Source organism: Streptococcus oralis, assembly GCF_003944215.1.
GTDB classification, from domain to species: Bacteria; Bacillota; Bacilli; order Lactobacillales; family Streptococcaceae; genus Streptococcus; species Streptococcus oralis_BI.
The window spans coordinates 48633-75118 of the sequence record NZ_RJVZ01000008.1 but is presented as its reverse complement, the minus strand read 5'-3'; the positions used below and the strand labels follow the sequence as shown (position 1 = coordinate 75118).

Genomic DNA, 26486 nt, shown 5'->3' with positions numbered 1-26486 from the left:
TATGCAAGCAGTAGAACATTTTATTAGCAAATTTGTTCCTGAACACTATGATTTATTTTTAGACTTGAGTCGTGAGACTAAGAGGTTTTCTGGGAAAGTGACCATTACTGGTCAAGCGAAAAGTGACCGTATTTCCCTTCACCAAAAAGATCTGGAAATCGCTTCTGTTGAAGTTGCAGGTCAAGCTCGTCCATATACAGTTGATCCTGAAAATGAAGCCCTTCATATCGAACTTGCTGAAGCAGGTCAAGTTGAAGTGGTTATCGCTTTTTCAGGAAAAATCACAGACAACATGACAGGGATTTACCCCTCTTACTACACTGTTGATGGAGTGAAGAAGGAAGTCTTGTCTACTCAGTTTGAGAGCCATTTTGCGCGCGAAGCCTTCCCATGTGTGGACGAGCCAGAAGCCAAAGCAACTTTTGATCTCTCTCTTCGTTTTGACCAAGCAGAAGGTGAAGTGGCCTTGTCAAATATGCCAGAAATTGATGTTGAAAACCGTAAGGAAACAGGTATCTGGAAGTTTGAGACAACACCTCGTATGTCTTCTTACTTGTTGGCCTTTGTAGCTGGTGATTTGCAAGGTGTGACCGCTAAAACTAAAAACGGTACCCTCGTAGGTGTCTACTCAACGAAAGCTCACCCGCTATCTAACCTTGATTTCTCACTAGACATCGCTGTTCACTCAATCGAGTTTTACGAAGATTACTACGGAGTTAAGTACCCAATTCCTCAATCTCTCCATATCGCACTCCCTGACTTCTCAGCTGGTGCTATGGAAAACTGGGGTCTTGTCACCTACCGTGAAGTATACTTGGTTGTAGATGAGAACTCAACCTTTGCCAGCCGTCAGCAAGTTGCCCTTGTTATCGCCCACGAACTTGCCCATCAATGGTTTGGAAACCTCGTGACTATGAAATGGTGGGATGACCTCTGGCTCAATGAAAGCTTCGCTAATATGATGGAATACGTCTGTGTGGATGCCATCGAGCCAACTTGGAATATCTTTGAAGACTTCCAAACAGGTGGTGTTCCAGCAGCGCTTAAACGCGATGCAACGGATGGCGTTCAATCTGTTCACGTCGAAGTCAAACACCCAGATGAAATCAATACCCTTTTTGATGGAGCTATCGTCTATGCCAAAGGAAGCCGTCTCATGCATATGCTTCGTCGTTGGCTAGGTGATGCTGATTTCGCTAAAGGTTTGCATGCCTACTTTGAAAAACACCAGTATGGAAATACCATTGGTCGTGACCTTTGGAATGCCCTTGGACAAGCGTCAGGACGTGATGTGGCGGCCTTCATGGATTCTTGGTTGGAACAACCTGGTTACCCAGTTCTCACTGTCAAAGTTGAAAATGATGTCTTGAAGATTTCACAAAAACAATTCTTTATCGGTGAGCACGAAGACAAGAACCGACTCTGGGTTGTGCCACTGAACAGCAACTGGAAAGGTTTGCCAGATACACTCGAAACTGAAAGTATTGAAATCCCTGGCTACGCCGCTCTTCTTGCTGAAAATGACGGAGCTCTTCGTCTCAACACAGAAAATACGGCCCACTACATTACCGACTATCAAGGAGACTTGTTAGATGCCGTTCTTGCTGAGCTAGAGACACTTGATAATACAAGCAAACTCCAAATCGTTCAAGAACGTCGTTTGTTGGCTGAAGCAGGGCACATTTCTTATGCTGACTTGCTCCCAGTCCTTGATAAACTTGCTAAGGAAGAGTCTTACCTTGTTGTTTCAGCTGTTTCTCAAGTGATTGCTGCCCTTGAGCGCTTTATCGATGAAGGAACAGAAGCAGAAACAGCCTTCAAAGCACTGGTTGCTAAATTGGCTCGTCACAACTATGACCGTCTTGGTTTTGAAGCTAAAGATGGTGAATCAGATGAAGACGAATTGGTTCGTCAGTTGACCATTTCCATGATGATTCGCTCTAATGATGCAGAAGCTAGTCAAGTCGCTAGTCAAATCTTTACAGCTCACAAGGAAAATCTTGCAGAACTTCCAGCAGTAATCCGTGCTCAAGTTCTCATCAATGAGATGAAACACCATGAGACCAAGGATTTGGTCGCAACTTATCTGAATCTCTACACCCATGCGACAGATGCGGTCTTTAAACGCCAGTTGGCAGGAGCTCTTGCATACAGTACAGATGCGGACAATATCCAAACCTTGATTGGCTCATGGAAAGATAAATTTGTGGTCAAACCACAGGACCTTTCTTCATGGTACCTCCAATTCCTCGGACACCAAGCTACCCAAGAAACTGTTTGGGTTTGGGCGCGAGAAAACTGGGATTGGATCAAGGCAGCCCTTGGTGGTGATATGAGCTTTGATAGTTTTGTCATCTTCCCATCACACATCTTTAAAACAGAGCAACGCTTGGCAGAATACAAAGAATTCTTTGAACCACAACTCTCTGACCTCGCTCTTAGCCGAAACATCCGTATGGGGATCAAGGATATCGCAGCGCGTGTTGACTTGATTAAGCGTGAGAAAGCAGCAGTCGAAGCTGTTGTAGCCCAATATGCTAAAGCTTAATTCGTTCGAAATGTAAATAAAAACTCAACTTTCTATCTGAAAACAAGAGAGAGTTGAGTTTTTTTTAAGGCAATTTTGGTATAATAATCGTAACAAGGAGGAGTTTCTGATGATAAAAATCTTATTAGTAGAAGATGATCTAGGCCTGTCAAACTCAGTATTTGACTTTTTAGATGATTTTGCAGATGTCATGCAGGTCTTTGATGGAGAAGAAGGTCTCTACGAAGCAGAAAGTGGCGTTTATGACTTGATTCTACTTGATCTGATGTTGCCTGAAAAAAATGGTTTCCAAGTTTTGAAAGAATTGCGTGAAAAAGGAATTACGACACCAGTCCTTATCATGACTGCTAAAGAGAGTTTGGATGATAAGGGACATGGATTTGAGTTGGGAGCGGATGACTACCTCACCAAACCCTTCTACCTAGAAGAACTCAAAATGCGGATCCAAGCCCTTCTCAAACGTTCAGGCAAGTTTAACGAAAATACCTTGACCTATGGGGATATTGTCGTCAACCTTTCAACGAATGAAGTGAAAGTGGAAGATACTCCTGTAGAACTACTCGGAAAAGAGTTTGAGTTATTGGTTTACTTCCTTCAAAATCAAAATGTCATTCTTCCCAAGACACAAATTTTTGACCGTCTATGGGGATTTGATAGCGATACGACTATTTCCGTTGTGGAAGTCTATGTTTCAAAAGTTCGTAAGAAATTGAAAGGTACAGCCTTTGCTGAAAATCTTCAAACCTTGCGTAGTGTCGGGTATATTTTAAAAGATGTTCAATAAACTAAAAAAAACATGGTATGCGGATGATTTCAGCTATTTCATTCGAAACTTCGGAGTGTTCACCCTGATTTTCTCTGCTATGACCTTGATTATCCTTCAGGTCATGCATTCGAGTCTCTACACTTCTGTAGATGAAAAACTACAAGCCCTTAGTAGTAGTCCTCAAGCTGTCATCCAGTTAGCCCTTAATCGGGCAACTGAGGAAGTCAAGGGTATTCAACCAGCAACAGCGGATGCCAGTAAGGCTGAAATCAAGCCCAATGTTAGCTCCAATACTGAAGTCTTGCTCTTTGACAAGGATTTTAACCAACTCTTACTGGGCAATCGTTTTCTAGGCTTGGACAAGATCAAGCTGGACAAGAAAGAGTTAAATCATATTCGGCAAATCCAAGTTGTCAATAGCTACGGTCAGGAAGAAACCTACCGGATGATCTTGATGGAAACAAATTCGTCCACTGTTTCAAGCAACGTCAAATATGCGGCGGTTTTAATCAATACCAGCCAGCTTGAGCAAATCAGTCAAAACCACGAGCATTTAATTGTTGTAGTGATGGCTAGTTTCTGGCTCCTGTCTTTAATTGCCAGTGTTTACCTGGCACGTGTCAGTGTTAAACCCTTACTGGAAAGTATGCAAAAGCAGAAGTCCTTTGTTGAAAATGCAAGTCACGAACTGAGAACGCCTTTGGCCGTTTTACAAAATCGTTTAGAGAATCTCTTTCGAAAACCAGAGGCAACAATCATGGAATCCAGCGAAAGTATTGCTTCCAGTCTTGAAGAAGTTCGCAACATGCGCTTCCTCACGACCAATCTTCTCAACCTTGCACGTCGAGATGATGGAATCAAACCAGAAATAGCAGAAGTTTCTCCACAATTCTTTAAAACAACCTTTGCCAACTATGAGTTGATTGCTTCTGAAAATGATCGTGTTTTTGACTATGAAAATCGAGTTTATCGCCCATTCATGACCGATCAGTTGCTCTTAAAACAACTCATGACCATCTTGTTTGATAATGCTATCAAGTATACCGAAGAAGATGGCAAGATTGAGTTTGTAGTTCATGCTACAGATCGTCACCTCTATCTTACAGTAACAGATAATGGGATTGGAATCTCAGATGCCAATAAGAAGAAAATCTTTGACCGTTTTTACCGTGTAGACAAGGCAAGAACTCGTCAGAAAGGTGGCTTTGGCCTAGGACTATCTCTGGCCAAGCAGATTGTAGATGCCTTACGAGGAACGATTAGCGTGAAAGATAACAGACCTAGAGGAACGATTTTTGAAGTTAAAATTGCCATCCAATCTCCTTCCAAACGTAAGAATAAATAAAAAAGACAGTTTTGAGAAACTGTCTTTTTAGATAACAAGAAAAGAGGTTGGTAGTAGTACCAACATCTATTTTGAAAGTTTTCGTTTAATCATCTTTCGTTGAAGTTGTAAAAGTGCGAAGCTTGTTCCCATGGCAGCGATAAATGATAAAGCTGTATTTAATTTTAAGGCTAAAAAGATAAAGCTAAAAAGTGCCATAAAAATACAGAAACAAGCGATATTTACAAAAAATAAAATCTCTTTTAGGTTAGAGCCAACAGGGGCTTCAGGTGTATAATCTTGATAAAGCGGAGTTTGTTTCGATTCGGGAGCTTGTTCAAACTCATAAGCTTCTAGTTTTCTTGCGGGCATGATTCTCTCCTTAACAGTACCTAACTATTTTATCATTTTTTATGCAGAGAATTGTTACAGAATGGTTACAAAACTACTAAAGTCTCTTATCATCTTCTAAGTCACTCTTCTTGACACCCACTAGAGAAAGTGATAGCATGGATGTCACACTTAAAACAGATGACCTAACCTTCTCTATTATAAATATACTGAGAAAGGAAAGGATAACTTATATAAATTGATAGCAAGCTGAGGCTTTTTACTAAGATGATTTGTTGAGTTGCTACCTTGATACTTTTGAAGAGTATTGGTAGGAGTTGTTTTGAATGGATGATAAGACAGAGATTCTGTCTATTGGACTGGGTAGCATTTTGCTACCTCTGGGGAAAAGTTAAAGGAGATAAACATGTATCTTGCTATCAAAGAAATAGTACGAAACAAACTTCGATATAGTTTGATTCTAACTACTATTTTTCTTATCGCTTTTATGGTCTTTTTTATGACCAGTTTAGCTCTTGGTCTTGTACGTAACAACCGAGCCGCTATTGATAATTGGCAAGCAACGGGTGTGGTTTTATCCGACTACGCAAATGATAATTTGACAGCATCCTTTATTCCTGAAAAGGACTACAAGGATAAGAATTCTGAAGAGGCTGCTCCATTGGGCTATATGTTCGCTGTAACCAATCTAGTCGATGGTAGTGAAAAGATCAACGTTTCCATCTTTGCTCAAGACTGGGACTCTTTTATCTCTCCTAGTTTAACGGAGGGTCGTTACCCAGAAGGGGATGATGAGGTTGTCGTGGATCAGTCTTTTGAGAACTATGGGATGAATCTAGGTGATGCCATTCAGCTCAATGGAAGCGAGGCAAGTTACAAGATTGTAGGCCTGACTCAAGGAAATAAGTTTTTCACCGAGCCTGTTGTCTTTACGAGTCTGACAACTTATTGGACCTTACAAGGAACCTTGAAGGCCAATCGTTCCATCTCTGCCTTGGTATTGAAAAATGACATAGAAGTGACTGGCGACGGACTGAAACAGATTTCCATTCCAAAAATGATATCGAAAATTCCTGGTTACACTCCTCAGGTTAATGTATTTTCAGGAATGATTCTTGCTATGATTGTTATCACAGGCTTGATTGTGGGTATTTTTGTTTATATCATTACCATCCAAAAACTAGGACTTTATGGAATAATGCGAGCTCAGGGAATACAAATCAAAACCATTGTATGGTCTCTGTTCTGTCAAATCTTCCTTTTGTCTGGTATGGGAATTGCTTTAGCCTTGCTGGCTATTGGTGGAGTGATTTTAGTCTTACCAGCTACCTTCTTTTTCTACCCAAGTTGGATAGCCTACACTATCCTAAGTTTGGTAATTTGCTTGATGGCCCTTCTAGGTGGTGTCATTTCACTTCCACGCTTGCTAAAGGTGGACCCGATTACTGCGATTGCAGAGTGATAAGGAGAATAGTATGACAGCATTGATTGAAATGAATCAAGTGACAAAAACTTACGGGGAAGGAAAGATGAAAGTCGTAGCCCTGCATGAGACGAATTTTCAGCTAAATGCTGGAGAGTTCGTGGCTATCGTTGGACCTTCGGGATCTGGAAAGACGACCTTTCTAACAACTCTAGGACAACTTCAGGAAGCATCGAGTGGAAAGATTCTAGTAAAGGGGAAGGAAACAGGCAGTTTGACGGAGAAGGAAAAAACAGACCTCCGTTTTAGAGAGTTTGGCTTCATTCTCCAGGCTTCAAACTTAATTCCTTTTCTAACGGTCAAGGAACAGCTGGATTTGATTGACAGACTGGATAAGGGAAAAAATAGTAAAAGTGACCGAAAAGAGCTCTTTGAGTTGTTGGATTTGGAAAAGGTCCAAGATCATTATCCCAAGGCTCTATCTGGTGGCGAACGTCAACGCGCGGCCATTGCTAGAGCGCTCTATAACAATCCAAGCATTGTGCTTGCAGATGAGCCGACAGCCAGTCTAGATACCGAGCGTGCTTACCAAGTAACGGAAATGTTGGCTGCCATTGCCCATGAACAAGGCAGAGGAGTTGTTATGATTACGCATGACACTCGTCTTCTTGATAAGGTTGACCGTATTTATGTCATGAACGATGGCCACCTAGTTGAAGAAACACATGCATAAAATAGAGTGAATGGTACAAGTTACTGTTCACTTTTTGATTGAAAGCTTTAAAAATGGCTTTGACTTTTTATAAAACTCCTAGTATTCATAGCTGATTTTTGAGAAATGTGGTATAATCTTCCTTATGGAAAAGATTATTATTACAGCAACTGCTGAAAGTATTGAACAAGTTGAACAACTACTCGAAGCTGGCGTAGACCGTATCTACGTCGGTGAGAAAGATTTTGGCCTTCGTCTGCCAACGACTTTTAGTTATGAAGAGTTACGCACCATCGCTAATATTGTTCATGAGGCTGGTAAAGAGTTGATTGTCGCGGTTAATGCCCTCATGCACCAAGATATGATGGACCGTATCAAGCCTTTCCTAGACTTCTTGGAAGAAATCAAGATAGACTATATTACTGTTGGGGACGCAGGTGTCTTTTACGTGGTAAACCGTGATGGCTATTCCTTTAAAACCATTTACGATGCTTCAACCATGGTGACAAGCAGTCGTCAGATTAACTTCTGGGGTCAAAAGGCAGGCGCCTCTGAGGCTGTTTTGGCGCGTGAAATTCCATCTGCTGAACTCTTCAAGATGCCAGAGATTTTGGAAATTCCTGCTGAAGTATTGGTTTATGGAGCTAGTGTCATTCACCATTCTAAGCGTCCGCTCTTGCAAAACTACTATAACTTCACGCACATCGATGATGAAAAGACACGTAACCGTGACCTCTTCTTGGCAGAGCCGAGTGACCCAGAAAGCCATTATTCCATCTTTGAGGACAATCATGGTACCCACATCTTTGCCAACAATGACCTTGATTTGATGACCAAATTGACAGAATTGGTCGAGCATGGTTTTACTCACTGGAAACTTGAGGGACTTTACACCCCAGGTCAGAATTTTGTAGAAATTGCTAAACTCTTTATTCAAGCGCGTGGCTTGATCCAAGAGGGGAATTTCAGCCATGACCAAGCCTTCTTGTTAGATGAGGAAGTGCGCAAGTTACACCCTAAAAACCGTTTCCTCGACACAGGATTCTATGATTACGATCCAGATATGGTTAAATAGGACACCAAAACCCGAAATAAAAATGTTCGGGTTTTTCAAGTGTATTCATGAAATAAAAACGGATACATGTTATAATAAAAGTAGCTCTTTAATGGAGGTGTTTAAGTGGAGAATCTGAAAAAGATGGCAGGTATCAAGGCTGCTGAGTTTATCAAGGATGGTATGGTTGTTGGACTCGGTACTGGAACAACTGCCTACTATTTCGTAGAAGAAATCGGTCGTCGGATTAAGGAAGAAGGTTTGCAGATTACTGCTGTAACGACTTCCAGTGTGACCAGTAAACAGGCTGAAGGTCTTAACATCCCGCTCAAGTCGATTGATCAAGTGGACTTTGTCGATGTGACAGTCGATGGAGCGGATGAAGTAGATAGCCAGTTCAACGGGATCAAAGGCGGTGGTGGTGCCCTTCTGATGGAGAAGGTTGTCGCAACGCCCTCAAAAGAATACATTTGGGTGGTGGATGAAAGCAAACTGGTCGAGAAACTAGGTGCTTTTAAATTGCCTGTGGAAGTCGTTCAGTATGGTGCAGAACAGGTCTTTCGTCGGTTTGAGCGAGCTGGCTACAAGCCAAGTTTCCGTGAAAAAGACGGCCAACGTTTTGTGACCGATATGCAGAACTTTATCATTGATCTAGCCTTGGATGTCATTGAAGATCCAATTGCCTTCGGGCAAGAGTTGGACCATGTCGTTGGTGTCGTAGAGCACGGTTTATTCAACCAAATGGTGGATAAGGTCATCGTAGCGGGACGAGATGGAGTTCAGATTTTAACTTCAACAAAAGGGAAATAAAAGGAGACACACTATGTCAAAATTTAATCGGATTCACTTGGTGGTACTGGATTCTGTAGGAATTGGTGCTGCACCAGATGCTAATAACTTTGTCAATGCAGGAGTTCCAGATGGAGCTTCTGACACACTGGGACACATTTCAAAAACAGTTGGTTTGAATGTGCCAAACATGGCTAAAATCGGTCTAGGAAATATTCCTCGCGAAACGCCTCTAAAGACTGTACCAGCTGAAAGCAATCCAACAGGATATGCAACAAAATTGGAAGAAGTATCCCTTGGTAAGGATACCATGACTGGTCACTGGGAAATCATGGGACTCAACATTACCGAGCCTTTCGATACTTTCTGGAACGGATTCCCAGAAGAAATCTTGACAAAGATTGAAGAATTTTCAGGACGCAAGGTCATTCGTGAAGCCAACAAACCTTACTCAGGTACAGCTGTTATCGATGATTTCGGACCTCGTCAGATGGAAACTGGGGAGTTGATTATCTATACTTCAGCTGACCCTGTTTTGCAAATTGCTGCCCACGAAGACATTATTCCTTTGGATGAATTGTACCGTATCTGTGAATACGCTCGTTCGATTACCCTTGATCGCCCTGCTCTTCTAGGTCGTATCATTGCCCGTCCATATGTTGGTGAGCCAGGTAATTTCACTCGTACAGCAAATCGTCGTGACTTGGCAGTATCTCCATTTGCACCAACTGTTTTGGATAAATTGAACGAAGCTGGCATCGATACTTACGCTGTTGGTAAAATCAACGATATCTTTAATGGCGCTGGTATCAATCATGACATGGGCCACAACAAGTCAAACAGCCACGGAATTGACACACTATTGAAAACCATGGGACTTGCTGAATTTGAAAAAGGATTCTCCTTCACAAACTTGGTTGACTTTGATGCCCTTTATGGGCACCGCCGCAATGCTCATGGTTACCGTGATTGCTTGCATGAGTTTGATGAACGCTTGCCTGAAATTATCGCAGCCATGAGAGAGAACGACCTTCTCTTGATTACTGCTGACCATGGAAATGACCCAACCTATGCTGGAACTGACCACACTCGTGAATATATTCCATTGTTGGCCTATAGCCCTGCTTTTAAGGGAAATGGTGTTATTCCAGTTGGACATTTTGCAGATATCTCAGCGACAGTTGCGGATAACTTTGGTGTTGAAACTGCCATGATTGGGGAAAGTTTCTTAGATAAATTGGTATAAGATGACACGCTATGCTTTACTAGTAAGGGGCATTAATGTCGGTGGGAAGAATAAGGTTGTTATGTCGCAACTTCGTCAAGAATTGACAGAGTTGGGACTGGAAAAAATTGAAACCTACATCAACAGTGGCAATATTTTCTTTACTTCGACAGATCCCAAAGCCCAATTGGTTGAAAAGTTAGAGGCTTTCTTTGAAGTCCATTATCCATTTATTCAGAGCTTTTCTTTGCTGAGTCAGGAAGATTATGAAGCAGAGCTGAAGAATCTGCCAGATTGGTGGACCAAAGATTTAGCACGAAAGGATGTCCTCTTTTACACGGAGAGCTTGGATGTGGATCAAGTCATTGAGAAAGTTGAAAGTTTGGAACTGAAAGATGAAGTGGTTCATTTTGGAAGACTTGGGATTTTTTGGGGGAAATTCTCTGAAGAATCCTACTATGCAACTGCCTATCACAAGCACTTGCTCAAGATGCCTTTCTATCGCAACATCACCATTCGCAATGGCAAAACCTTTGACAAAATCGGTCAAATGCTAAAAAATAATAAAGGAGACACAGAATGACATTTTTAGATAAGATCAAGGAAACAGCTACTTTCCTGAAAGACAAGGGAATCCAAGCTCCCGAGTTTGGTTTAATCCTTGGATCAGGACTTGGAGAGTTGGCGGAAGAAATCGAGAATCCAGTTGTAGTAGACTATGCAGACATTCCAAACTGGGGTCGTTCGACAGTAGTCGGTCACGCTGGGAAATTGGTATATGGTGACCTTGCAGGGCGCAAGGTCTTGGCTCTTCAAGGTCGTTTCCATTTCTACGAAGGAAATCCTCTCGAAATCGTGACTTTCCCAGTACGTGTGATGAAAGTTCTCGGATGTGAAGGTGTCATTGTAACTAATGCAGCTGGAGGTATTGGATTTGGTCCTGGTACCTTGATGGCTATCTCAGACCATATCAATATGACGGGGCAAAACCCATTGATGGGTGAAAACTTGGATGATTTTGGTCCACGTTTCCCAGATATGTCTAAAGCCTACACTCCAGAATATCGTGCTACTGCCCATGAAGTGGCCAAGAAACTTGGTATCAAGCTTGATGAAGGTGTCTATATTGGTGTAACAGGTCCGACTTATGAAACCCCAGCAGAGATTCGTGCTTATAAGACATTGGGAGCAGATGCAGTTGGTATGTCTACAGTTCCTGAAGTTATTGTTGCAGCTCACTCAGGTTTGAAAGTTCTCGGTATTTCATGTATTACTAACCATGCTGCTGGCTTCCAAGAAGAACTCAACCACGAAGAAGTTGTAGAAGTGACTGAACGTGTTAAAGGCGACTTCAAAGGCTTGCTTAAAGTGATTCTTGCTGAACTCTAATCCTATGAAAGCACGACTCCAAAGCCTGCCCTACGGACTGAGGCTACTTCTAGCCACTCTATCATTGGGAATAGGGACGGGTCTGGTCGGAATTGCTTGCCATTATTTACTAGAAAGTGTGCAATGGCTCGCTTTTGGCCAAGCTAGCTCAGATTTGCTCCAACAATTCCAAGAAGCTGGAGGTCTCCGTAGATTCCTCGTCTTGTGTGTGACAGGGTGCTTGGCAGCAGGATTCTGGTATGTCTTACAGAGACGTTATAAGCTTCAGTCTATTCGAAAGCAAATCGACTTAGTTGGAAATACAGATCCGGTTCCTTTGCCCCACCTACTTCATGCAGTCATGCAGATCGTGATTGTTGGAGCGGGGGCTTCGGTCGGAAAAGAAGCTGCTCCACGCGAGGTTGGTGCTCTTATAGGTGGTCGCTTGGCGAAAGCATTTTTCCTAACTGTAAAAGAGCGAAAAGTCTTAATTGCATGTGGAGCAGGAGCTGGTTTAGCTGCGGTCTATCAGGTTCCCTTTGCCAGTAGCTTGTTCGTCTTTGAGACCTTAGGACTTGCTTATAGTTGGCAAAATATTCTGCTAGTTTTGGCAAGTACCTATTTGGCAAATTGGATTGTTCAGCCTATTGTTGGTCATGATGTCCTCTATCACCTGTCTGCAGTTTCATGGTCGCTCAGCAGTTTTCTACAGGCTATGCTGATTGCGTTATTGGTCACTCCTCTAGCACTGGTTTTTCGATCCTTAGCCAAGCAAGCTAATCGCAAACGGTGCAAGGATGAGACGATCCTTTGGGCTCTTCCTCTAGTCTTTCTAGTGTTGGGGAGCCTTGTATCCTTTTTCCCTATCTTTATGGGAAATGGTCAGGTACTAGCGCAAGCCTTGTTATCTCGCCAGCCGGTTCCCTATCTTCCACTGGCTCTTGCAATGAAAGGGCTTCTGGTTTATCTCCTCTTACACAATGGTGCCTATGGGGGAACCTTGACACCATCATTTGCCTTGGGGATTGGGGCTGGTTACTTAGTGACCTTGCTTTTGACAGTAGTTGGCGTCCATCTGGATCCAGCTCTAGGAATGTTACTAGGAGCAACAGTCTTTTTAGGGACGACCTTACAAGCTCCTCTGACGGCTATTGCCCTAAGTCTTGGATTTGCAGGTCAGGATTGGAGTTTGACAATACCGCTTGTACTAGCGGCAGGAATGTCTTACGTAATTCGAAAGAGATGGGAGAAGAAACAATGAAGGTACATTTTGTACTGCATGAAACATTTGAGGTTCCAGGTGCTTATCTAAAATGGGCTCTGGCACGAGGGCATCACATTACATCAACAAAAGTTTACGAAAAAGAACCTCTTCCTGAAACAATTGACGGGATTGATTTTCTGATTGTCATGGGTGGTCCCCAATCTCCTGATGAGGATAGAGAAAACTTCCCATACTATGACCCTAAGGCTGAGCTTGCTTTTATGAAAGAAGCGATTGCTGCAGATATTTATATTGTTGGTGTCTGTCTTGGTGCGCAGCTCCTGTCTGTTGCCTATGGTGCGAAGTATGAACATAGTCCAGAGCGCGAGATCGGCGTTTATCCTGTGACATTGACGATGCAAGGCCTAACAGATCCTCATGTCAGCTTGTTCGGAGAAACCTTAGAAATCGGCCACTGGCACGGTGATATGCCAGGGCTGACAGAGGATGCTGTTGTTCTTGCGACGAGTCAAGGTTGTCCACGCCAAATTATTCGCTTTAGTCCGAAGCATTATGCATTTCAGGCCCATTTGGAATTTGATCCCGAAGTAGTAGAACTCTTAATTACTGCGGATGGTGAGGAGCAATTAAGAGAGCAAAGTGAAAAGTTATCTTTTGTTCAAACACCAGAAGAATTACGTGGAAACGATTACTCTGAAATGAATGCAAAACTGTATGCATTTTTAGATTCGTTGGTAAACTAGGAACTACAGAAAGGCGGGATTCCAACTTTGGAAGAGAACTTGGAATCATCTTACTATGAAATCAAAAGGTGTAGTAAGTATTTAATACTACCCCTCTTTAAACTTTATATAATATATAAAAAGAAAGGTAGAGCGAGATGTTCAGATTTGAACACGAGCGGAAAACTTTTCTAAAAAAAATTGAAAGGTAGGTAGTTTGGGTTTGAATTGAATCCGTGCTGTTCTCCTATTTGTCATCAAAATTAAGAAAGAAAGGAATTGAACCCTCCCTAAAAGCAGTGGGAAAAAGATAGTTGGTCTAGCGAGCATCGCTCATTGCACCCAACTCCTATTTCCTCTTCGCTTTTTGACGGGTTTGGTATCTTTCGTAGTATCACTTTTAGAATAAAGAAAGGATGGGTTAACTGTATTCACTGAACTGAATACGGGCGGAGAACTATGTAAAAAAGATAAACTGTCTAGCATCTACGATGCTTCGTCAGTTTCCTATTTTTACTTTGTTCTCTGTCGCTATCCTAAATATACAATAAAGAAAGGTAGAGCAAGGTGTTCTAATTTGAACACGAGCGGAAAACTCGGAAAATAGATAATCTGATTGAGAAATCAGGATTTCTTGTCAGATTCCTAATTTTCAGTCGTTTTCTTGTCGCTCTTTGTATTATAAATTATGTCTATCCATATTGCTGCTAAGCAGGGTGAAATTGCTGATAAAATTCTTCTTCCGGGGGATCCTCTTCGTGCTAAGTTTATTGCGGAGAATTTCCTTGAAGATGCTGTTTGTTTTAACGAAGTGCGTAACATGTTTGGCTACACTGGTACTTACAAGGGGCATCGTGTATCTGTCATGGGAACTGGGATGGGGATGCCATCCATTTCGATCTACGCGCGTGAGTTGATTGTGGATTACGGTGTGAAGAAATTGATTCGTGTGGGAACTGCTGGTTCTTTGAATGAAGATGTTCACGTCCGTGAATTGGTCTTGGCACAGGCTGCTGCAACCAACTCAAACATCATCCGCAACGACTGGCCACAGTATGATTTTCCACAGATTGCAAGTTTTGACTTGCTAGACAAGGCCTACCATATCGCCAAAGAACTCGGTATGACAACCCACGTTGGGAACGTCTTGTCTTCAGATGTCTTTTACTCAAACTACTTTGAAAAAAACATCGAGCTTGGTAAATGGGGAGTCAAGGCTGTGGAGATGGAAGCAGCAGCTCTTTATTATCTTGCTGCCCAACACCACGTTGATGCACTTGCTATCATGACCATTTCTGATAGCTTGGTCAATCCAGATGAAGACACTACTGCAGAAGAACGCCAAAATACCTTCACTGATATGATGAAGGGCGCATTGGAAACCTTGATTGCAGAGTAATCAGAGAATAGATTTTCAATTACATTAGTTACAAGAACTGTTGTAAGTGATTTATTTTCAATATCTAAGCAATGATAAAGAAAGAGTTGAAAATCCAACTATTGATTTTCAACTTTTTTAGAACCCAGCTTAAGGAGAGATGTGATGGATAAAATAGAACTATTACAAGATTTGATTGATAAAAGCCACAGAATAGTCTTTTTCGGAGGGGCAGGAGTGTCAACCGAGTCTAATATCCCAGATTTTCGTAGTTCAGATGGTGTTTATAGTCATCAGTTAGGCCGTCATTTTACGGCAGAGCAACTCGTTTCTCGGACCATGTTTGAGCGCTATCCAGAAGATTTTTTTGACTTTTATAAGAAATACCTGATTTATCCAGAAGCCAAGCCTAATGCTGCTCATACTTATCTAGCTGCTTTGGAAAAGACAGGCAAGCTAAAGGCTGTTGTGACACAAAATATTGATAGTCTTCATGAAATGGCAGGCTCCCAAAAGGTCTTTAAATTGCATGGGAGCGCGGACCGAAATTACTGCTTAGGTTGTCAACGTTTCTATGACTTAACTGCTTTTCTGGCCCTCGAGGGACTGGTTCCCCACTGCTTAGATTGTGGTAAGGTGGTCAAGCCTGACGTGACCTTGTATGAAGAATCGCTTGACATGGATGTCTTTAGCCAGGCTGCACAAACTATTCGGCAAGCTGACTTGCTGATTATTGGTGGGACTTCCTTGGTTGTTTATCCTGCAGCTAGCCTAGTAAACTATTTTTCTGGGACAAATCTGGTCGTTATCAATAAAACCAGTACTCCACAAGACAGCCAAGCTACATTGGTCATTGAAGGCAAGATAGGAAAAGTATTTTCGAAATTGAGACAATAAAAGAATTTTAGAAGATAGCAACAAAACCTTGTTACTTGAAAGAGAAAACTATCTCATTTATTGACCACAATCTCGCTCTTTAAGAGTTACTAAAAAATGGCTGAGAAAATCAAAATACCTTCACCGATATGATGAAGGTTGGTTTGGAAACCTTGATTGCAGACTAAAATTGTAATAGAAAATCCTGATTTCAAGTTGAATCAGGATTTTTTCATGGATGCGATTTTTTCTGGGTCTGGTGTAACGCGGAGGGTCTTTTGTCCGGTATAGGTTACAAAACCGGGTTTTCCACCAGTTGGTTTGTTGAGTTTTTTAACTTCAATCATATCCACTTGCACGAGATTTGACAAGCGCCCTTTGGAGAAGTAGGCAGCCAGTTCTGCTGCGTCTGTCTTGACTTCGTCAGAAGGATTGAGATTGCCTGAGATGACGACATGGCTTCCAGGAATATCCTTGGCATGGAACCAAAGTTCTTCCTTGCGGGCCATTTTAAAGGTTAGTTCCTCGTTTTGCAGGTTATTGCGTCCGACATAGATGATGGTCTTGCCATCGCTCGCCAGATATTGTTCAGGTTTTTTGCGTTTCTGGATTTTTTCACGTTGGCGTCTTCTAATGAAGCCTGTTTGGATTAATTCTTCACGTATTTCAGCGATTTCCTCTAGTCTAGCTTGATTGAGGACGGTCTCCACGCTTTCAAGATAAAGAATAGTTGCCTTGGTTTCTTCAATCAACTCAGTCAAGTATTTGACGGCTTCTTTGAGTTTCTGGTAACGTTTAAAATAGCGTTGGGCATTCTGGCTGGGAGTCAAGGCCTTATCCAGCGCAATGGTGATAGGTTGATTGGTGTAGTAGTTGTCTAAGATAACCTGGTCTTGGTCATTGGGCACTTGGTGGAGGAAGGTTGTCAGCAATTCTCCTTTTTGACGAAATTCCTCAGCATTGTCTGTCGCTAGTAACTCTTTTTCTTGTTTTTTAAGCTTATATCGATTTTTCTGAAGTTCATTTTCAACACGGCGAATCAGATTACTGGCTTGCTGTTTAACGCGGTCCCGTTCAGCCTTGTCCTTATAGTAGGTGTCCAGCAAGTCAGAAAGACTGGTAAAAGGCTCTCCTACACGATTCGCAAAAGGAACTGGGCTGAAAGAAATCTCTGTTAGGTAAGGCTTGGTTTCTTGCCCGAAGAAGTTTCGGAAAGTAGACAGTTTATCACTGACTAAGAGCCTTTCCAATTCGTTTGCCGTATCGCGTCCTAGACCTTGAAAGAGGCTTTGAAGATTTTTTGCTGTTAGCTCTTGGGTTTGAAGGATTTCAAAGAGCTTTTCATCCTTGACAGTAAAAGGATTGAGAGATTCCGTGCTTGGTGGAGCGATATAGCTTGACCCTGGGAGCAAGGTGCGGTAGCTGTTTTGTGAAAAACCAACGTGTTTGATGACTTCGAGGATTTTATGACTACTTTTATCGACCAGTAGCATATTACTGTGTTTTCCCATGATTTCGATAATCAAGGTAGCCTGAATATGATCCCCAATTTCGTTTTTATTGGAAACGGTGATCTCTACGATACGGTCATTTTCGACTTGCTCAATTGACTCAATCAGGGCACCTTGTAAATACTTTCTCAAAACCATGATAAAAGTAGAAGGTTGGGCTGGATTTTCAAAAGTCGTTCGGGTCAGCTGAATGCGCGCAAAAACTGGATGGGCAGAAAGGAGCAGGCGATGACTCTGGCGATTGCTGCGGATTTGCAAGACCAACTCTTGTTCAAAAGGCTGATTGATTTTCTGAATGCGACCATTGACCAACTCTCTTCGCAATTCCTCAACCATGTGGTGTAAAAAAAATCCGTCAAATGACATCGTTCTCTCCTTGTGATTGTATTCCATAGTATTATATCAAAAAGGTAGAATAAAATCATGGAAATATGGTATAATAAAGCCAAGTAAAGAGAATCGAGAAGTACATGTATATTGAAATGGTAGATGAAACTGGTCAAGTTTCACAAGAAATCTTGCAACAAACCCAAGAAATTTTGGAATTTGCAGCCCAAAAAATAGGGAAAGAAGACAAGGAGATGGCAGTAACTTTTGTGACCAATGAGCGTAGCCACGAACTCAATCTCGAGTACCGTGATACCGATCGTCCGACGGATGTCATCAGCCTTGAGTATAAGCCAGAGTTGGATATTGCCTTTGACGAAGAGGATTTGCTTGAAAATCCAGAATTGGCAGAAATGATGTCTGAGTTTGATGCCTATATTGGGGAGCTTTTCATCTCTATCGATAAAGCGCATGAGCAGGCTGAGGAATATGGCCACAGCTTTGAGCGTGAGATGGGCTTCTTGGCAGTACACGGCTTTTTACACATTAACGGCTATGATCACTACACTCCGGAAGAAGAAGCGGAGATGTTCGGTTTACAAGAAGAAATTTTAACAGCCTATGGACTCACAAGACAATAAACGAAAATGGAAAAATCGTGACCTGGTATCCAGTTTAGAATTTGCCATCACAGGGATTTTGACTGCTATCAAGGAAGAACGCAATATGCGAAAACATGCAGTGACGGCTCTAGTAGTCATCCTTGCAGGTTTTGCTTTTCAGGTGTCACGAATCGAATGGCTCTTTCTCCTAATGAGCATTTTCTTAGTAGTAGCGTTTGAAATTATGAACTCTGCTATTGAAAATGTGGTGGATTTAGCCAGTCACTATCACTTTTCTATGTTGGCAAAGAAAGCCAAGGACATGGCAGCAGGTGCCGTGCTTGTAGTCTCTCTTTTTGCTGCGGTGACAGGTGCACTTATCTTTCTCCCACGCATTTGGGATTTATTATTTTAAACAGTAAGAGGAAATTATGACATTTAAATCAGGCTTTGTAGCCATTTTAGGACGTCCCAATGTTGGGAAGTCAACCTTTTTGAATCACGTCATGGGGCAAAAGATTGCTATCATGAGTGACAAGGCGCAAACAACGCGCAATAAAATCATGGGGATTTACACCACGGATAAGGAGCAAATCGTCTTTATCGACACGCCAGGAATTCACAAACCTAAGACGGCTCTTGGGGATTTCATGGTGGAATCTGCCTACAGTACTCTGCGTGAAGTGGATACCGTTCTTTTTATGGTGCCAGCTGACGAGCCACGTGGTAAGGGTGACGATATGATTATCGAGCGTCTGAAAGCTGCCAAGGTTCCTGTGATTCTAGTGGTGAATAAGATTGACAAGGTCCACCCAGACCAACTTCTGGCTCAGATTGATGACTTCCGTAATCAAATGGACTTTAAGGAGATTGTCCCAATTTCAGCCCTTCAGGGAAATAACGTTTCTCGTCTAATTGACATCCTTAGTGAAAATCTTGAGGAAGGTTTCCAGTATTTCCCAGCTGATCAAATCACAGACCACCCAGAGCGATTCCTAGTTTCAGAAATGATTCGTGAGAAGGTCTTGCACCTAACTCGTGAAGAAATTCCTCACTCAGTTGCCGTAGTAGTTGACTCTATGAAGCGTGATGAGGAGTCTGACAAGATTCATATCCGTGCAACCATCATGGTGGAACGTGATAGTCAAAAAGGGATTATCATCGGAAAAGGTGGCGCTATGCTCAAGAAAATTGGAACTATGGCTCGTCGTGATATCGAACTCATGCTAGGGGACAAGGTTTTCCTAGAAACCTGGGTCAAGGTCAAGAAAAACTGGCGTGACAAAAAGCTAGACTTAGCCGATTTTGGCTATAATGAAAAAGAATACTAAATAGAGGTGGGCTCATGCCTGCTTCTTGTTTTTACAGAAGGAGGATTTATGCCTGAATTACCTGAGGTTGAAACGGTTCGTCGTGGCTTAGAAAAATTGATTTTGGGAAAGAAGATTTCTAGCCTAGAGATTCGCTATCCCAAGATGATTAAAACGGATTTGGACCAATTTCGAAAGGAAGTGCCTGGTCAAGTTGTTGAGTCAATGGGACGTCGTGGCAAATATTTGCTTTTCTACCTAACAGACAAGGTCTTGATTTCTCATTTGCGGATGGAGGGCAAGTATTTTTACTATCCGGACCAGGTTCCTGAACGCAAGCATGCCCATGTTTTTTTCCAGTTTGAAGATGGTGGCACTCTTGTATATGAGGATGTGCGCAAGTTTGGCACCATGGAACTGCTGGCACCAGACCTTTTGGAAGCTTACTTTGTTTCTAAAAAACTGGGCCCTGAGCCAAGAGAGAAGGATTTTGATTTGCAGTCCTTTCAAGTTGCTCTATCCAAGTCTAAAAAGCCTATCAAATCCCATCTCCTAGACCAAACCTTGGTCGCTGGTCTTGGAAATATCTATGTGGATGAGGTTCTCTGGCGGGCTCAGGTCCATCCAGCTAGAGCTTCCCAAACTTTGACAGTAGCAGAAGCGACAGCCATTCATGACCAGACCATTGCTGTTTTGGGACAGGCTGTTGAAAAAGGCGGATCAACCATTCGAACCTATACCAATGCCTTTGGCGAAGACGGAACCATGCAGGATTTTCATCAGGTCTATGATAAGACTGGACAAGCATGTTCGCGCTGTGGGACAGTGATTGAGAAATTCCAGCTCGGTGGACGAGGAACTCATTTTTGTCCTCAGTGTCAAAGGAGGGACTGATGGGAAAAATCATCGGAATCACAGGAGGAATTGCTTCAGGTAAATCAACTGTGACAAATTTCCTAAGAGAGAAAGGTTTTCAAGTGGTGGATGCTGACGCAGTTGTTCACCAGCTACAGAGACGGGGAGGCCGTCTGTATCAGGTCTTAGTTCAGCACTTTGGACAGGAAATTCTCTTAGAAAATGGAGAACTCAATCGCCCTCTCCTAGCTAGTCTCATCTTTTCAAAAACTGAAGAGCGGGAATGGTCTAAGCAAACACAAGGAGAGATTATTCGTGAGGAACTGGCAACATTGCGAGATCAGTTAGCCCAGACAGAAGCTATCTTTTTTATGGATATTCCCCTACTTTTTGAACAGGGATATGCCAACTGGTTTGATGAAACGTGGCTGGTCTATGTGGACTATGATATCCAATTAGAACGTTTCATGAAACGGGATCATCTTTCTAAGGAAGTAGCAGAGTCCCGTCTGGCAGCTCAGTGGTCTTTAGAAGAAAAGAAAAAATTGGCGAGTCATATATTAGATAATAATGGCAGTCGTGACCAGCTTGTGGGGCAAGTAGTGAAGTTACTTGAAGGAGGCGATAGCTGTGCAAGGGATTAGTTGGAAAGATAATCTTCGTGTCGCCTGGTTCGGTAGTTTTCTAACGGGAGCCAGTATTTCCTTGGTCGTCCCTTTTATGCCTATCTTTGTAGAGCAGTTGGGAATCGAGAGTGACCAAGTTGCTTTCTATGCTGGATTAGCCATCTCAGTTTCGGCTGTTTCAGCAGCTTTGATTTCTCCTATCTGGGGTATTCTTGCTGACAAGTACGGTCGTAAACCCATGATGATTCGAGCTGGCCTTGCCATGACCATCACTATGGGAGGTTTGGCATTCGTGCCGAATATCTATTGGTTAATCTTTCTTAGATTACTAAATGGCGTATTTACAGGTTTCGTACCGAATGCGACAGCTTTAATAGCCAGTCAAGTCCCCAAGGATAAGTCTGGCTATGCTTTGGGGACTTTATCAACTGGAGTAGTAGCTGGAACCCTAACTGGCCCCTTTGTAGGTGGTTTGATTGCTGAAATTTTTGGAATTCGGAATGTCTTTTTATTGGTGGGTGCTTTCCTATTTTTAGCTGCAATCCTAACCATTTTCTTTATCAAGGAAGATTTTCAACCAGTAGCTAAGGAGAAAGCAATACCAACAAAGGAGTTGTTCGGTTCAATCAAGCACTCTCATCTTTTGATTAATCTGTTTTTAACTAGTTTTGTCATTCAATTTTCAGCTCAATCAATTGGACCAATTCTGGCTCTCTATGTGCGGGACTTAGGACAATCCGAAAATCTCCTCTTTGTATCAGGCTTGATTGTATCTAGTATGGGATTTTCTAGCATGATGAGTGCTGGAGTGATGGGAAGGCTTGGTGATAAACTAGGAAATCATAGGCTTTTAGTTGCAGCGCAGATTTATTCTGTCATCATTTACCTTCTTTGTGCCCATGCGACCAGCCCCCTTCAACTTGGCTTGTACCGTTTTCTCTTTGGTTTGGGAACGGGCGCTCTCATACCGGGTGTCAATGCATTACTTAGTAAGATGACTCCCAAAGTAGGCATTTCAAGGATTTTTGCATTTAACCAAGTCTTTTTCTATCTTGGAGGTGTTGTTGGTCCCATGACTGGTTCAGCAGTAGCAGGGCAATTCGGCTACCACTCTGTTTTTTATGCTACAGCAGCCTGTGTAGCTCTCAGTTGTTTATTCAATTTAGTTCAATTTAGATCGTTATTAAAAGTAAAGGAAATCTAGTGCGAGTAAAAATCAATCTCAAATGCTCCTCTTGTGGCAGCATCAATTATCTAACCAGTAAGAACTCCAAAACCCATCCAGACAAGATAGAAGTTTTAAAGTATTGTCCCAAGGAAAGAAAAGTAACCCTACATCTTGAATCTAAGTAGAATTTATGGTAAAATAATAGGGATTTTAAGGAGTTTGATATGTATAACCTATTATTAACCATTTTATTAGTATTATCTGTTGTGATTGTGATTGCGATTTTTATGCAACCAACTAAAAACCAATCCAGCAATGTATTTGATGCCAGCTCAGGTGATTTGTTTGAACGTAGTAAAGCGCGTGGTTTTGAAGCTGTGATGCAACGTTTGACAGGTATTTTAGTCTTTTTCTGGCTAGCCATTGCCTTAGCATTGACGGTATTATCAAGTAGATAAGAAATGGGCGAGACTAGGTCTTAGCCTATTTTTATTTTGAATAATGTTTACTAAAGTTATCCATCAAAAAAATTATAAAAATCTAGAAAGAAAACATGAAAGATAAAATTAAAGAATATTTGCAAGAGAAGGGGCGCGTGACGGTAAATGACCTGGCTCAGGCTCTCGGAAAGGATGGATCCAAGGATTTCCGTGAGTTGATTAAAACCCTGTCTCTGATGGAAAGAAAGCACCAGATTCGATTTGGAGAAGATGGTAGCTTATGTCTGGACCAAAAGAAGAAACATGAGATTACTCTCAAGGGGATTTTTCATGCCCATAAAAATGGCTTTGGCTTTGTCAGTCTGGAAGGCGAGGAGGACGACCTTTTTGTAGGGAAAAACGATGTCAACTATGCTATTGATGGCGATACTGTTGAGGTTGTCATCAAGAAAGTCGCTGATCGTAACAAGGGAACAGCGGCGGAAGCCAAAATTATCGATATCCTAGAGCATAGTCTGACAACAGTTGTCGGCCAAATCGTTCTAGATCAGGAAAAGCCCAAGTATGCGGGTTATATCCGTTCAAAAAATCAGAAAGTCAGCCAACCCATCTATGTTAAGAAACCAGCCCTCAAACTTGATGGAACAGAAGTTCTCAAGGTCTTTATCGATAAATATCCAAGTAAGAAACACGATTTCTTTGTCGCTAGTGTGCTGGACGTGGTGGGACACTCGACTGATGCTGGGATTGATGTCCTTGAAGTCTTGGAGTCCATGGATATTGTTTCAGAATTTCCAGAGGCTGTTTTAAAAGAAGCAGAAAGTGTGCCTGATGCTCCCACAGAAAAGGATATGGAAGGGCGTCTTGATTTGAGAGATGAGCTTACATTTACTATTGACGGTGCGGATGCCAAGGACTTGGACGACGCAGTTCACATCAAGCCTTTGAAAAATGGCAATATCGAACTCGGAGTTCACATCGCGGATGTTTCCTACTATGTGACTGAGGGTTCTGCTCTTGACAAGGAAGCCCTTAACCGCGCGACGTCTGTCTATGTGACAGACCGAGTAGTGCCAATGCTACCAGAACGCCTTTCAAACGGCATCTGCTCTCTCAATCCTCAAGTTGACCGCCTGACCCAGTCTGCCATTATGGAAATTGATAAGCATGGTCATGTAGTCAACTACACCATCACACAAACGGTTATCAAGACAAGTTTTCGTATGACCTATAGCGCTGTCAATGACATTCTGGCTGGCGATGAGGAAAAGAGACAAGAGTATAAGAAAATTGTTCCTAGTATCGAGTTAATGGCCAAGCTCCATGAAACTCTAGAAAGCATGCGTGAGAAACGTGGTGCCCTTAATTTTGATACCAGCGAAGCTAAGATTTTGGTGGATAAAAAAGGCAAGCCTGTGGATATTGTCCTTCGTCAACGCGGCGTTGCTGAGCGCATGATTGAGTCCTTCATGCTGATTGCCAACGAAACGGTTGCCGAGCACTTCAGCAAGATGGATCTACCTTTTATCTATCGGATTCATGAGGAGCCCAAGGCTGAAAAAGTTCAGAAGTTTATTGATTATGCTTCCAGTTTTGGCTTGCGCATTTATGGGACTGCCAGTGAGATTAGCCAGGAGGCCCTCCAAGACATCATGCGTGCTGTTGAGGGAGAGCCATATGCGGATGTATTATCTATGATGCTTCTCCGTTCTATGCAACAAGCTCGTTATTCGGAGCACAATCACGGCCACTATGGACTTGCTGCGGACTATTACACTCACTTTACCAGTCCGATTCGCCGTTATCCAGACCTACTAGTCCATCGAATGATTCGCGACTATGGGCGTTCTAAGGAAATAGCAGAGCATTTTGAACAAGTGATTCCAGAGATTGCGACCCAGTCTTCCAATCGTGAGCGTCGTGCCATCGAGGCAGAGCGTGAAGTCGAAGCCATGAAAAAGGCTGAGTATATGGAAGAATACGTGGGCGAAGAGTACGATGCGGTTGTATCCAGCATTGTCAAGTTTGGTCTCTTTGTCGAATTACCAAATACAGTCGAAGGTTTGATTCACATTACCAATCTTCCTGAATTTTATCATTTCAACGAGCGTGATTTGACTCTTCGTGGAGAGAAGTCAGGAATAACCTTCCGTGTGGGGCAACAGATTCGCATTCGCGTTGAAAGAGCGGATAAGACGACAGGTGAGATTGACTTCTCTTATATCCCAAGTGAGTTTGATGTCGTTGAAAAAGGCTTGAAACAAGTTGATCGCAAAAAAAGAGGGCGTAGTTCAAGTCGTCGTTCGGATAAGAAGGAAGACAAGAAGAAACAAGGTCGTTTTAATGATAAGCGCAAATCGTCTTCTAAAGATAAAAAGAAAAAGGGTAAGAAACCATTTTACAAAGAAGTAGCTAAGAAAGGAGCCAAGCATGGCAAAGGGCGAGGGAAAGGTCGTCGCACAAAATAAAAAAGCGCACCACGACTATACAATCGTAGATACACTAGAGGCAGGAATAGTCCTGACAGGAACGGAAATCAAGAGTGTTCGAGCGGCTAGAATCAATCTCAAGGATGGCTTTGCCCAAGTAAAAAATGGGGAAGTCTGGTTGAGCAATGTTCATATTGCTCCTTACGAAGAGGGCAATATCTGGAATCAGGAGCCAGAACGCCGTCGCAAACTCCTGCTCCATAAGAAGCAAATCCAAAAATTGGAACAAGAAACCAAAGGAACAGGAATGACCCTTGTTCCCCTTAAAGTCTATATTAAAGATGGTTATGCTAAACTCCTTTTAGGACTTGCTAAAGGGAAACATGACTATGACAAACGGGAGTCTATCAAGCGTCGTGAACAAAACCGCGACATCGCGCGTGTGATGAAAGCTGTCAACCAGCGTTAAGAAGAGGAAGTAAAATGGAAAAATTAATTGCCTATAAACGGATGCCCTTGTGGAATAAACAAACCATGCCTGAAGCTGTTCAGCAAAAGCACAATACTAAAGTCGGCACTTGGGGAAAAATTACTGTGTTGAAAGGGGCTCTCAAGTTTATTGAGTTGACTGAAGATGGTGAGGTTCTAGCTGAACACCTCTTTGAGGCAGGGGCTGACAATCCCATGGCGCAACCGCAAGCCTGGCACCGAGTAGAGGCTGCAACAGACGATGTAGAGTGGTACTTGGAATTTTATTGTAAACCTGAGGATTATTTCCCTAAGAAATACCAGACTAATCCAGTCCATTCAGAGGTCCTAGAGGCTATGCAGACGGTGAAACCTGGAAGAGCCTTGGATTTGGGTTGTGGTCAGGGGCGTAACTCTCTCTTTCTCGCACAGAATGGTTTTGATGTGACAGCTGTGGATCAAAATGAATTGTCCCTTGAAATCTTGCAAAGCATTGTGGAACAAGAGGATCTAGACATGCCTGTCGGACTTTATGATATCAATTCTGCCAGTGTTAGCCAAGACTATGATTTTATCGTTTCAACAGTTGTTCTGATGTTCCTACAAGCGAACCGCATTCCAGCTATTATCCAAAATATGCAGGAGCACACCACGGTCGGTGGTTACAATCTTATCGTCTGTGCCATGGATACAGAGGATTATCCTTGCTCAATCAACTTCCCATTCACTTTTAAAGAAGGGGAGTTGGCGGACTACTACAAGGATTGGGAATTGATTAAGTACAATGAAAACCCAGGACATCTGCACCGTCGTGATGAAAATGGTAATCGCATTCAACTACGCTTTGCGACTATGCTAGCTAAAAAAGTCAAGTAAAAACCTATACCAGCGAATAGAAACCACTTTACAAGGTTTCTATTCATTTTTATTTGCGATGGTAGAGTGGGGAAGCAGGATTTTATGCTATACTAGAAGTAGGAAATGTGAGC

The 26486-nt window shown here is 42.4% G+C and carries 27 protein-coding genes; 25 read left to right on the top strand and 2 right to left on the bottom strand.

Translation table 11 applies throughout. The features are described 5' to 3' along the window. Nucleotide 1: 1 nt before the first annotated feature. From D8804_RS06000 to D8804_RS05990, 3 genes are all read left to right on the top strand, one after another. Nucleotides 2-2548 (top strand): M1 family metallopeptidase, encoded by a 2547-nt coding sequence (locus tag D8804_RS06000; protein ID WP_125399145.1) that lies wholly within the window; start codon nt 2-4, stop codon nt 2546-2548. Nucleotides 2549-2657: 109 nt separating this feature from the next. Continuing rightward, complete coding sequence (gene ciaR / locus D8804_RS05995) at nt 2658-3332, top strand: two-component system response regulator CiaR (protein ID WP_000590630.1); 675 nt, start codon at nt 2658-2660, stop codon at nt 3330-3332. After that, a complete protein-coding gene (locus D8804_RS05990) occupies nt 3322-4659 on the top strand; it encodes a sensor histidine kinase (protein WP_125399144.1) in 1338 nt (445 codons plus the stop codon). The genes ciaR and D8804_RS05990 overlap by 11 nt, the downstream gene beginning before the upstream one ends. 66 nt (nt 4660-4725) lie before the next feature. Here the strand turns inward: D8804_RS05990 and D8804_RS05985 are convergent, their stop codons facing one another. Continuing rightward, entirely contained in the window at nt 4726-5010 is a 285-nt protein-coding gene (locus tag D8804_RS05985; RefSeq protein ID WP_125399143.1) for a DUF3270 domain-containing protein, read from the bottom strand. Between the two features lie 385 nt (nt 5011-5395). Between D8804_RS05985 and D8804_RS05980 the strand changes: the two genes are divergently transcribed. From D8804_RS05980 to D8804_RS05930, 11 genes are all read left to right on the top strand, one after another. Continuing rightward, nucleotides 5396-6451 carry an ABC transporter permease gene (locus D8804_RS05980; protein ID WP_125399142.1) on the top strand — a complete coding sequence of 352 codons (1056 nt, stop codon included), beginning with the start codon at nt 5396-5398 and terminating at the stop codon, nt 6449-6451. Between the two features lie 13 nt (nt 6452-6464). Further along, entirely contained in the window at nt 6465-7145 is a 681-nt protein-coding gene (locus D8804_RS05975) for an ABC transporter ATP-binding protein (protein WP_084976324.1), read from the top strand. 124 nt (nt 7146-7269) lie between these two features. Then, the gene (locus D8804_RS05970) at nt 7270-8199 is read left to right on the top strand and encodes a peptidase U32 family protein (RefSeq protein WP_084976323.1); all 930 of its coding nucleotides are present in this window, start codon (nt 7270-7272) and stop codon (nt 8197-8199) included. 105 nt (nt 8200-8304) lie between these two features. Then, the gene (rpiA, locus tag D8804_RS05965; RefSeq protein ID WP_125399141.1) at nt 8305-8988 is read left to right on the top strand and encodes a ribose-5-phosphate isomerase RpiA; all 684 of its coding nucleotides are present in this window, start codon (nt 8305-8307) and stop codon (nt 8986-8988) included. A 13-nt stretch (nt 8989-9001) separates the two neighbouring features. Further along, on the top strand, nt 9002-10213 hold the full coding sequence (locus tag D8804_RS05960; RefSeq protein ID WP_061427171.1) for a phosphopentomutase: 1212 nt from the start codon (nt 9002-9004) through the stop codon (nt 10211-10213). A gap of 1 nt (nt 10214) precedes the next feature. Further along, nucleotides 10215-10775: a DUF1697 domain-containing protein gene (locus D8804_RS05955; RefSeq protein ID WP_125399140.1), complete on the top strand. Its 561-nt coding sequence runs from the start codon at nt 10215-10217 to the stop codon at nt 10773-10775. Further along, nucleotides 10772-11581 (top strand): purine-nucleoside phosphorylase, encoded by an 810-nt coding sequence (locus D8804_RS05950; protein WP_125399139.1) that lies wholly within the window; start codon nt 10772-10774, stop codon nt 11579-11581. Before D8804_RS05955 ends, D8804_RS05950 begins: the two co-directional genes overlap by 4 nt. A 4-nt stretch (nt 11582-11585) precedes the next feature. Next, nucleotides 11586-12821, top strand: coding sequence for a chloride channel protein (locus tag D8804_RS05945; RefSeq protein WP_185774039.1), 1236 nt, complete (start codon nt 11586-11588; stop codon nt 12819-12821). Next, nucleotides 12818-13528: a type 1 glutamine amidotransferase gene (locus D8804_RS05940; protein WP_125399137.1), complete on the top strand. Its 711-nt coding sequence runs from the start codon at nt 12818-12820 to the stop codon at nt 13526-13528. The genes D8804_RS05945 and D8804_RS05940 overlap by 4 nt, the downstream gene beginning before the upstream one ends. Before the next feature lie 667 nt (nt 13529-14195). Continuing rightward, on the top strand, nt 14196-14906 hold the full coding sequence (gene deoD, locus D8804_RS05935; protein ID WP_125399136.1) for a purine-nucleoside phosphorylase: 711 nt from the start codon (nt 14196-14198) through the stop codon (nt 14904-14906). A gap of 144 nt (nt 14907-15050) precedes the next feature. Next, on the top strand, nt 15051-15782 hold the full coding sequence (locus D8804_RS05930; protein WP_125399135.1) for an NAD-dependent protein deacylase: 732 nt from the start codon (nt 15051-15053) through the stop codon (nt 15780-15782). Between the two features lie 200 nt (nt 15783-15982). Here D8804_RS05930 and pavA read toward each other — a convergent pair whose 3' ends face one another. Further along, nucleotides 15983-17638, bottom strand: coding sequence for an Rqc2 family fibronectin-binding protein PavA (gene pavA, locus D8804_RS05925; RefSeq protein ID WP_125399134.1), 1656 nt, complete (start codon nt 17636-17638; stop codon nt 15983-15985). Nucleotides 17639-17742: 104 nt separating this feature from the next. Between pavA and ybeY the strand changes: the two genes are divergently transcribed. The 11 genes from ybeY (at nt 17743) to tehB (ending at nt 26373) form a co-directional block, all read left to right on the top strand. Then, nucleotides 17743-18240 (top strand): rRNA maturation RNase YbeY, encoded by a 498-nt coding sequence (ybeY, locus tag D8804_RS05920; RefSeq protein ID WP_000275169.1) that lies wholly within the window; start codon nt 17743-17745, stop codon nt 18238-18240. Next, nucleotides 18221-18616, top strand: a complete 396-nt coding sequence (locus D8804_RS05915) for a diacylglycerol kinase family protein (protein WP_125399133.1) — start codon at nt 18221-18223, stop codon at nt 18614-18616. Before ybeY ends, D8804_RS05915 begins: the two co-directional genes overlap by 20 nt. Before the next feature lie 16 nt (nt 18617-18632). After that, a complete protein-coding gene (era, locus tag D8804_RS05910; RefSeq protein ID WP_125399132.1) occupies nt 18633-19532 on the top strand; it encodes a GTPase Era in 900 nt (299 codons plus the stop codon). A gap of 48 nt (nt 19533-19580) precedes the next feature. Then, complete coding sequence (gene mutM, locus D8804_RS05905; RefSeq protein WP_125399131.1) at nt 19581-20405, top strand: DNA-formamidopyrimidine glycosylase; 825 nt, start codon at nt 19581-19583, stop codon at nt 20403-20405. Beyond that, nucleotides 20405-21010 carry a dephospho-CoA kinase gene (gene coaE, locus D8804_RS05900; protein ID WP_125399130.1) on the top strand — a complete coding sequence of 202 codons (606 nt, stop codon included), beginning with the start codon at nt 20405-20407 and terminating at the stop codon, nt 21008-21010. Before mutM ends, coaE begins: the two co-directional genes overlap by 1 nt. Next, a complete protein-coding gene (locus D8804_RS05895) occupies nt 20997-22196 on the top strand; it encodes a multidrug efflux MFS transporter (protein WP_125399129.1) in 1200 nt (399 codons plus the stop codon). The genes coaE and D8804_RS05895 overlap by 14 nt, the downstream gene beginning before the upstream one ends. Beyond that, complete coding sequence (rpmG, locus tag D8804_RS05890; protein ID WP_001809104.1) at nt 22196-22345, top strand: 50S ribosomal protein L33; 150 nt, start codon at nt 22196-22198, stop codon at nt 22343-22345. Before D8804_RS05895 ends, rpmG begins: the two co-directional genes overlap by 1 nt. A gap of 39 nt (nt 22346-22384) precedes the next feature. Next, entirely contained in the window at nt 22385-22618 is a 234-nt protein-coding gene (gene secG / locus D8804_RS05885; protein WP_000282517.1) for a preprotein translocase subunit SecG, read from the top strand. Nucleotides 22619-22713: 95 nt separating this feature from the next. Continuing rightward, nucleotides 22714-25068, top strand: a complete 2355-nt coding sequence (rnr, locus tag D8804_RS05880; protein WP_125399128.1) for a ribonuclease R — start codon at nt 22714-22716, stop codon at nt 25066-25068. Further along, nucleotides 25031-25498 (top strand): SsrA-binding protein SmpB, encoded by a 468-nt coding sequence (smpB, locus tag D8804_RS05875; RefSeq protein WP_001051738.1) that lies wholly within the window; start codon nt 25031-25033, stop codon nt 25496-25498. Before rnr ends, smpB begins: the two co-directional genes overlap by 38 nt. A 14-nt stretch (nt 25499-25512) precedes the next feature. Next, nucleotides 25513-26373 (top strand): SAM-dependent methyltransferase TehB, encoded by an 861-nt coding sequence (gene tehB / locus D8804_RS05870; protein ID WP_084944475.1) that lies wholly within the window; start codon nt 25513-25515, stop codon nt 26371-26373. Nucleotides 26374-26486: the final 113 nt, after the last annotated feature.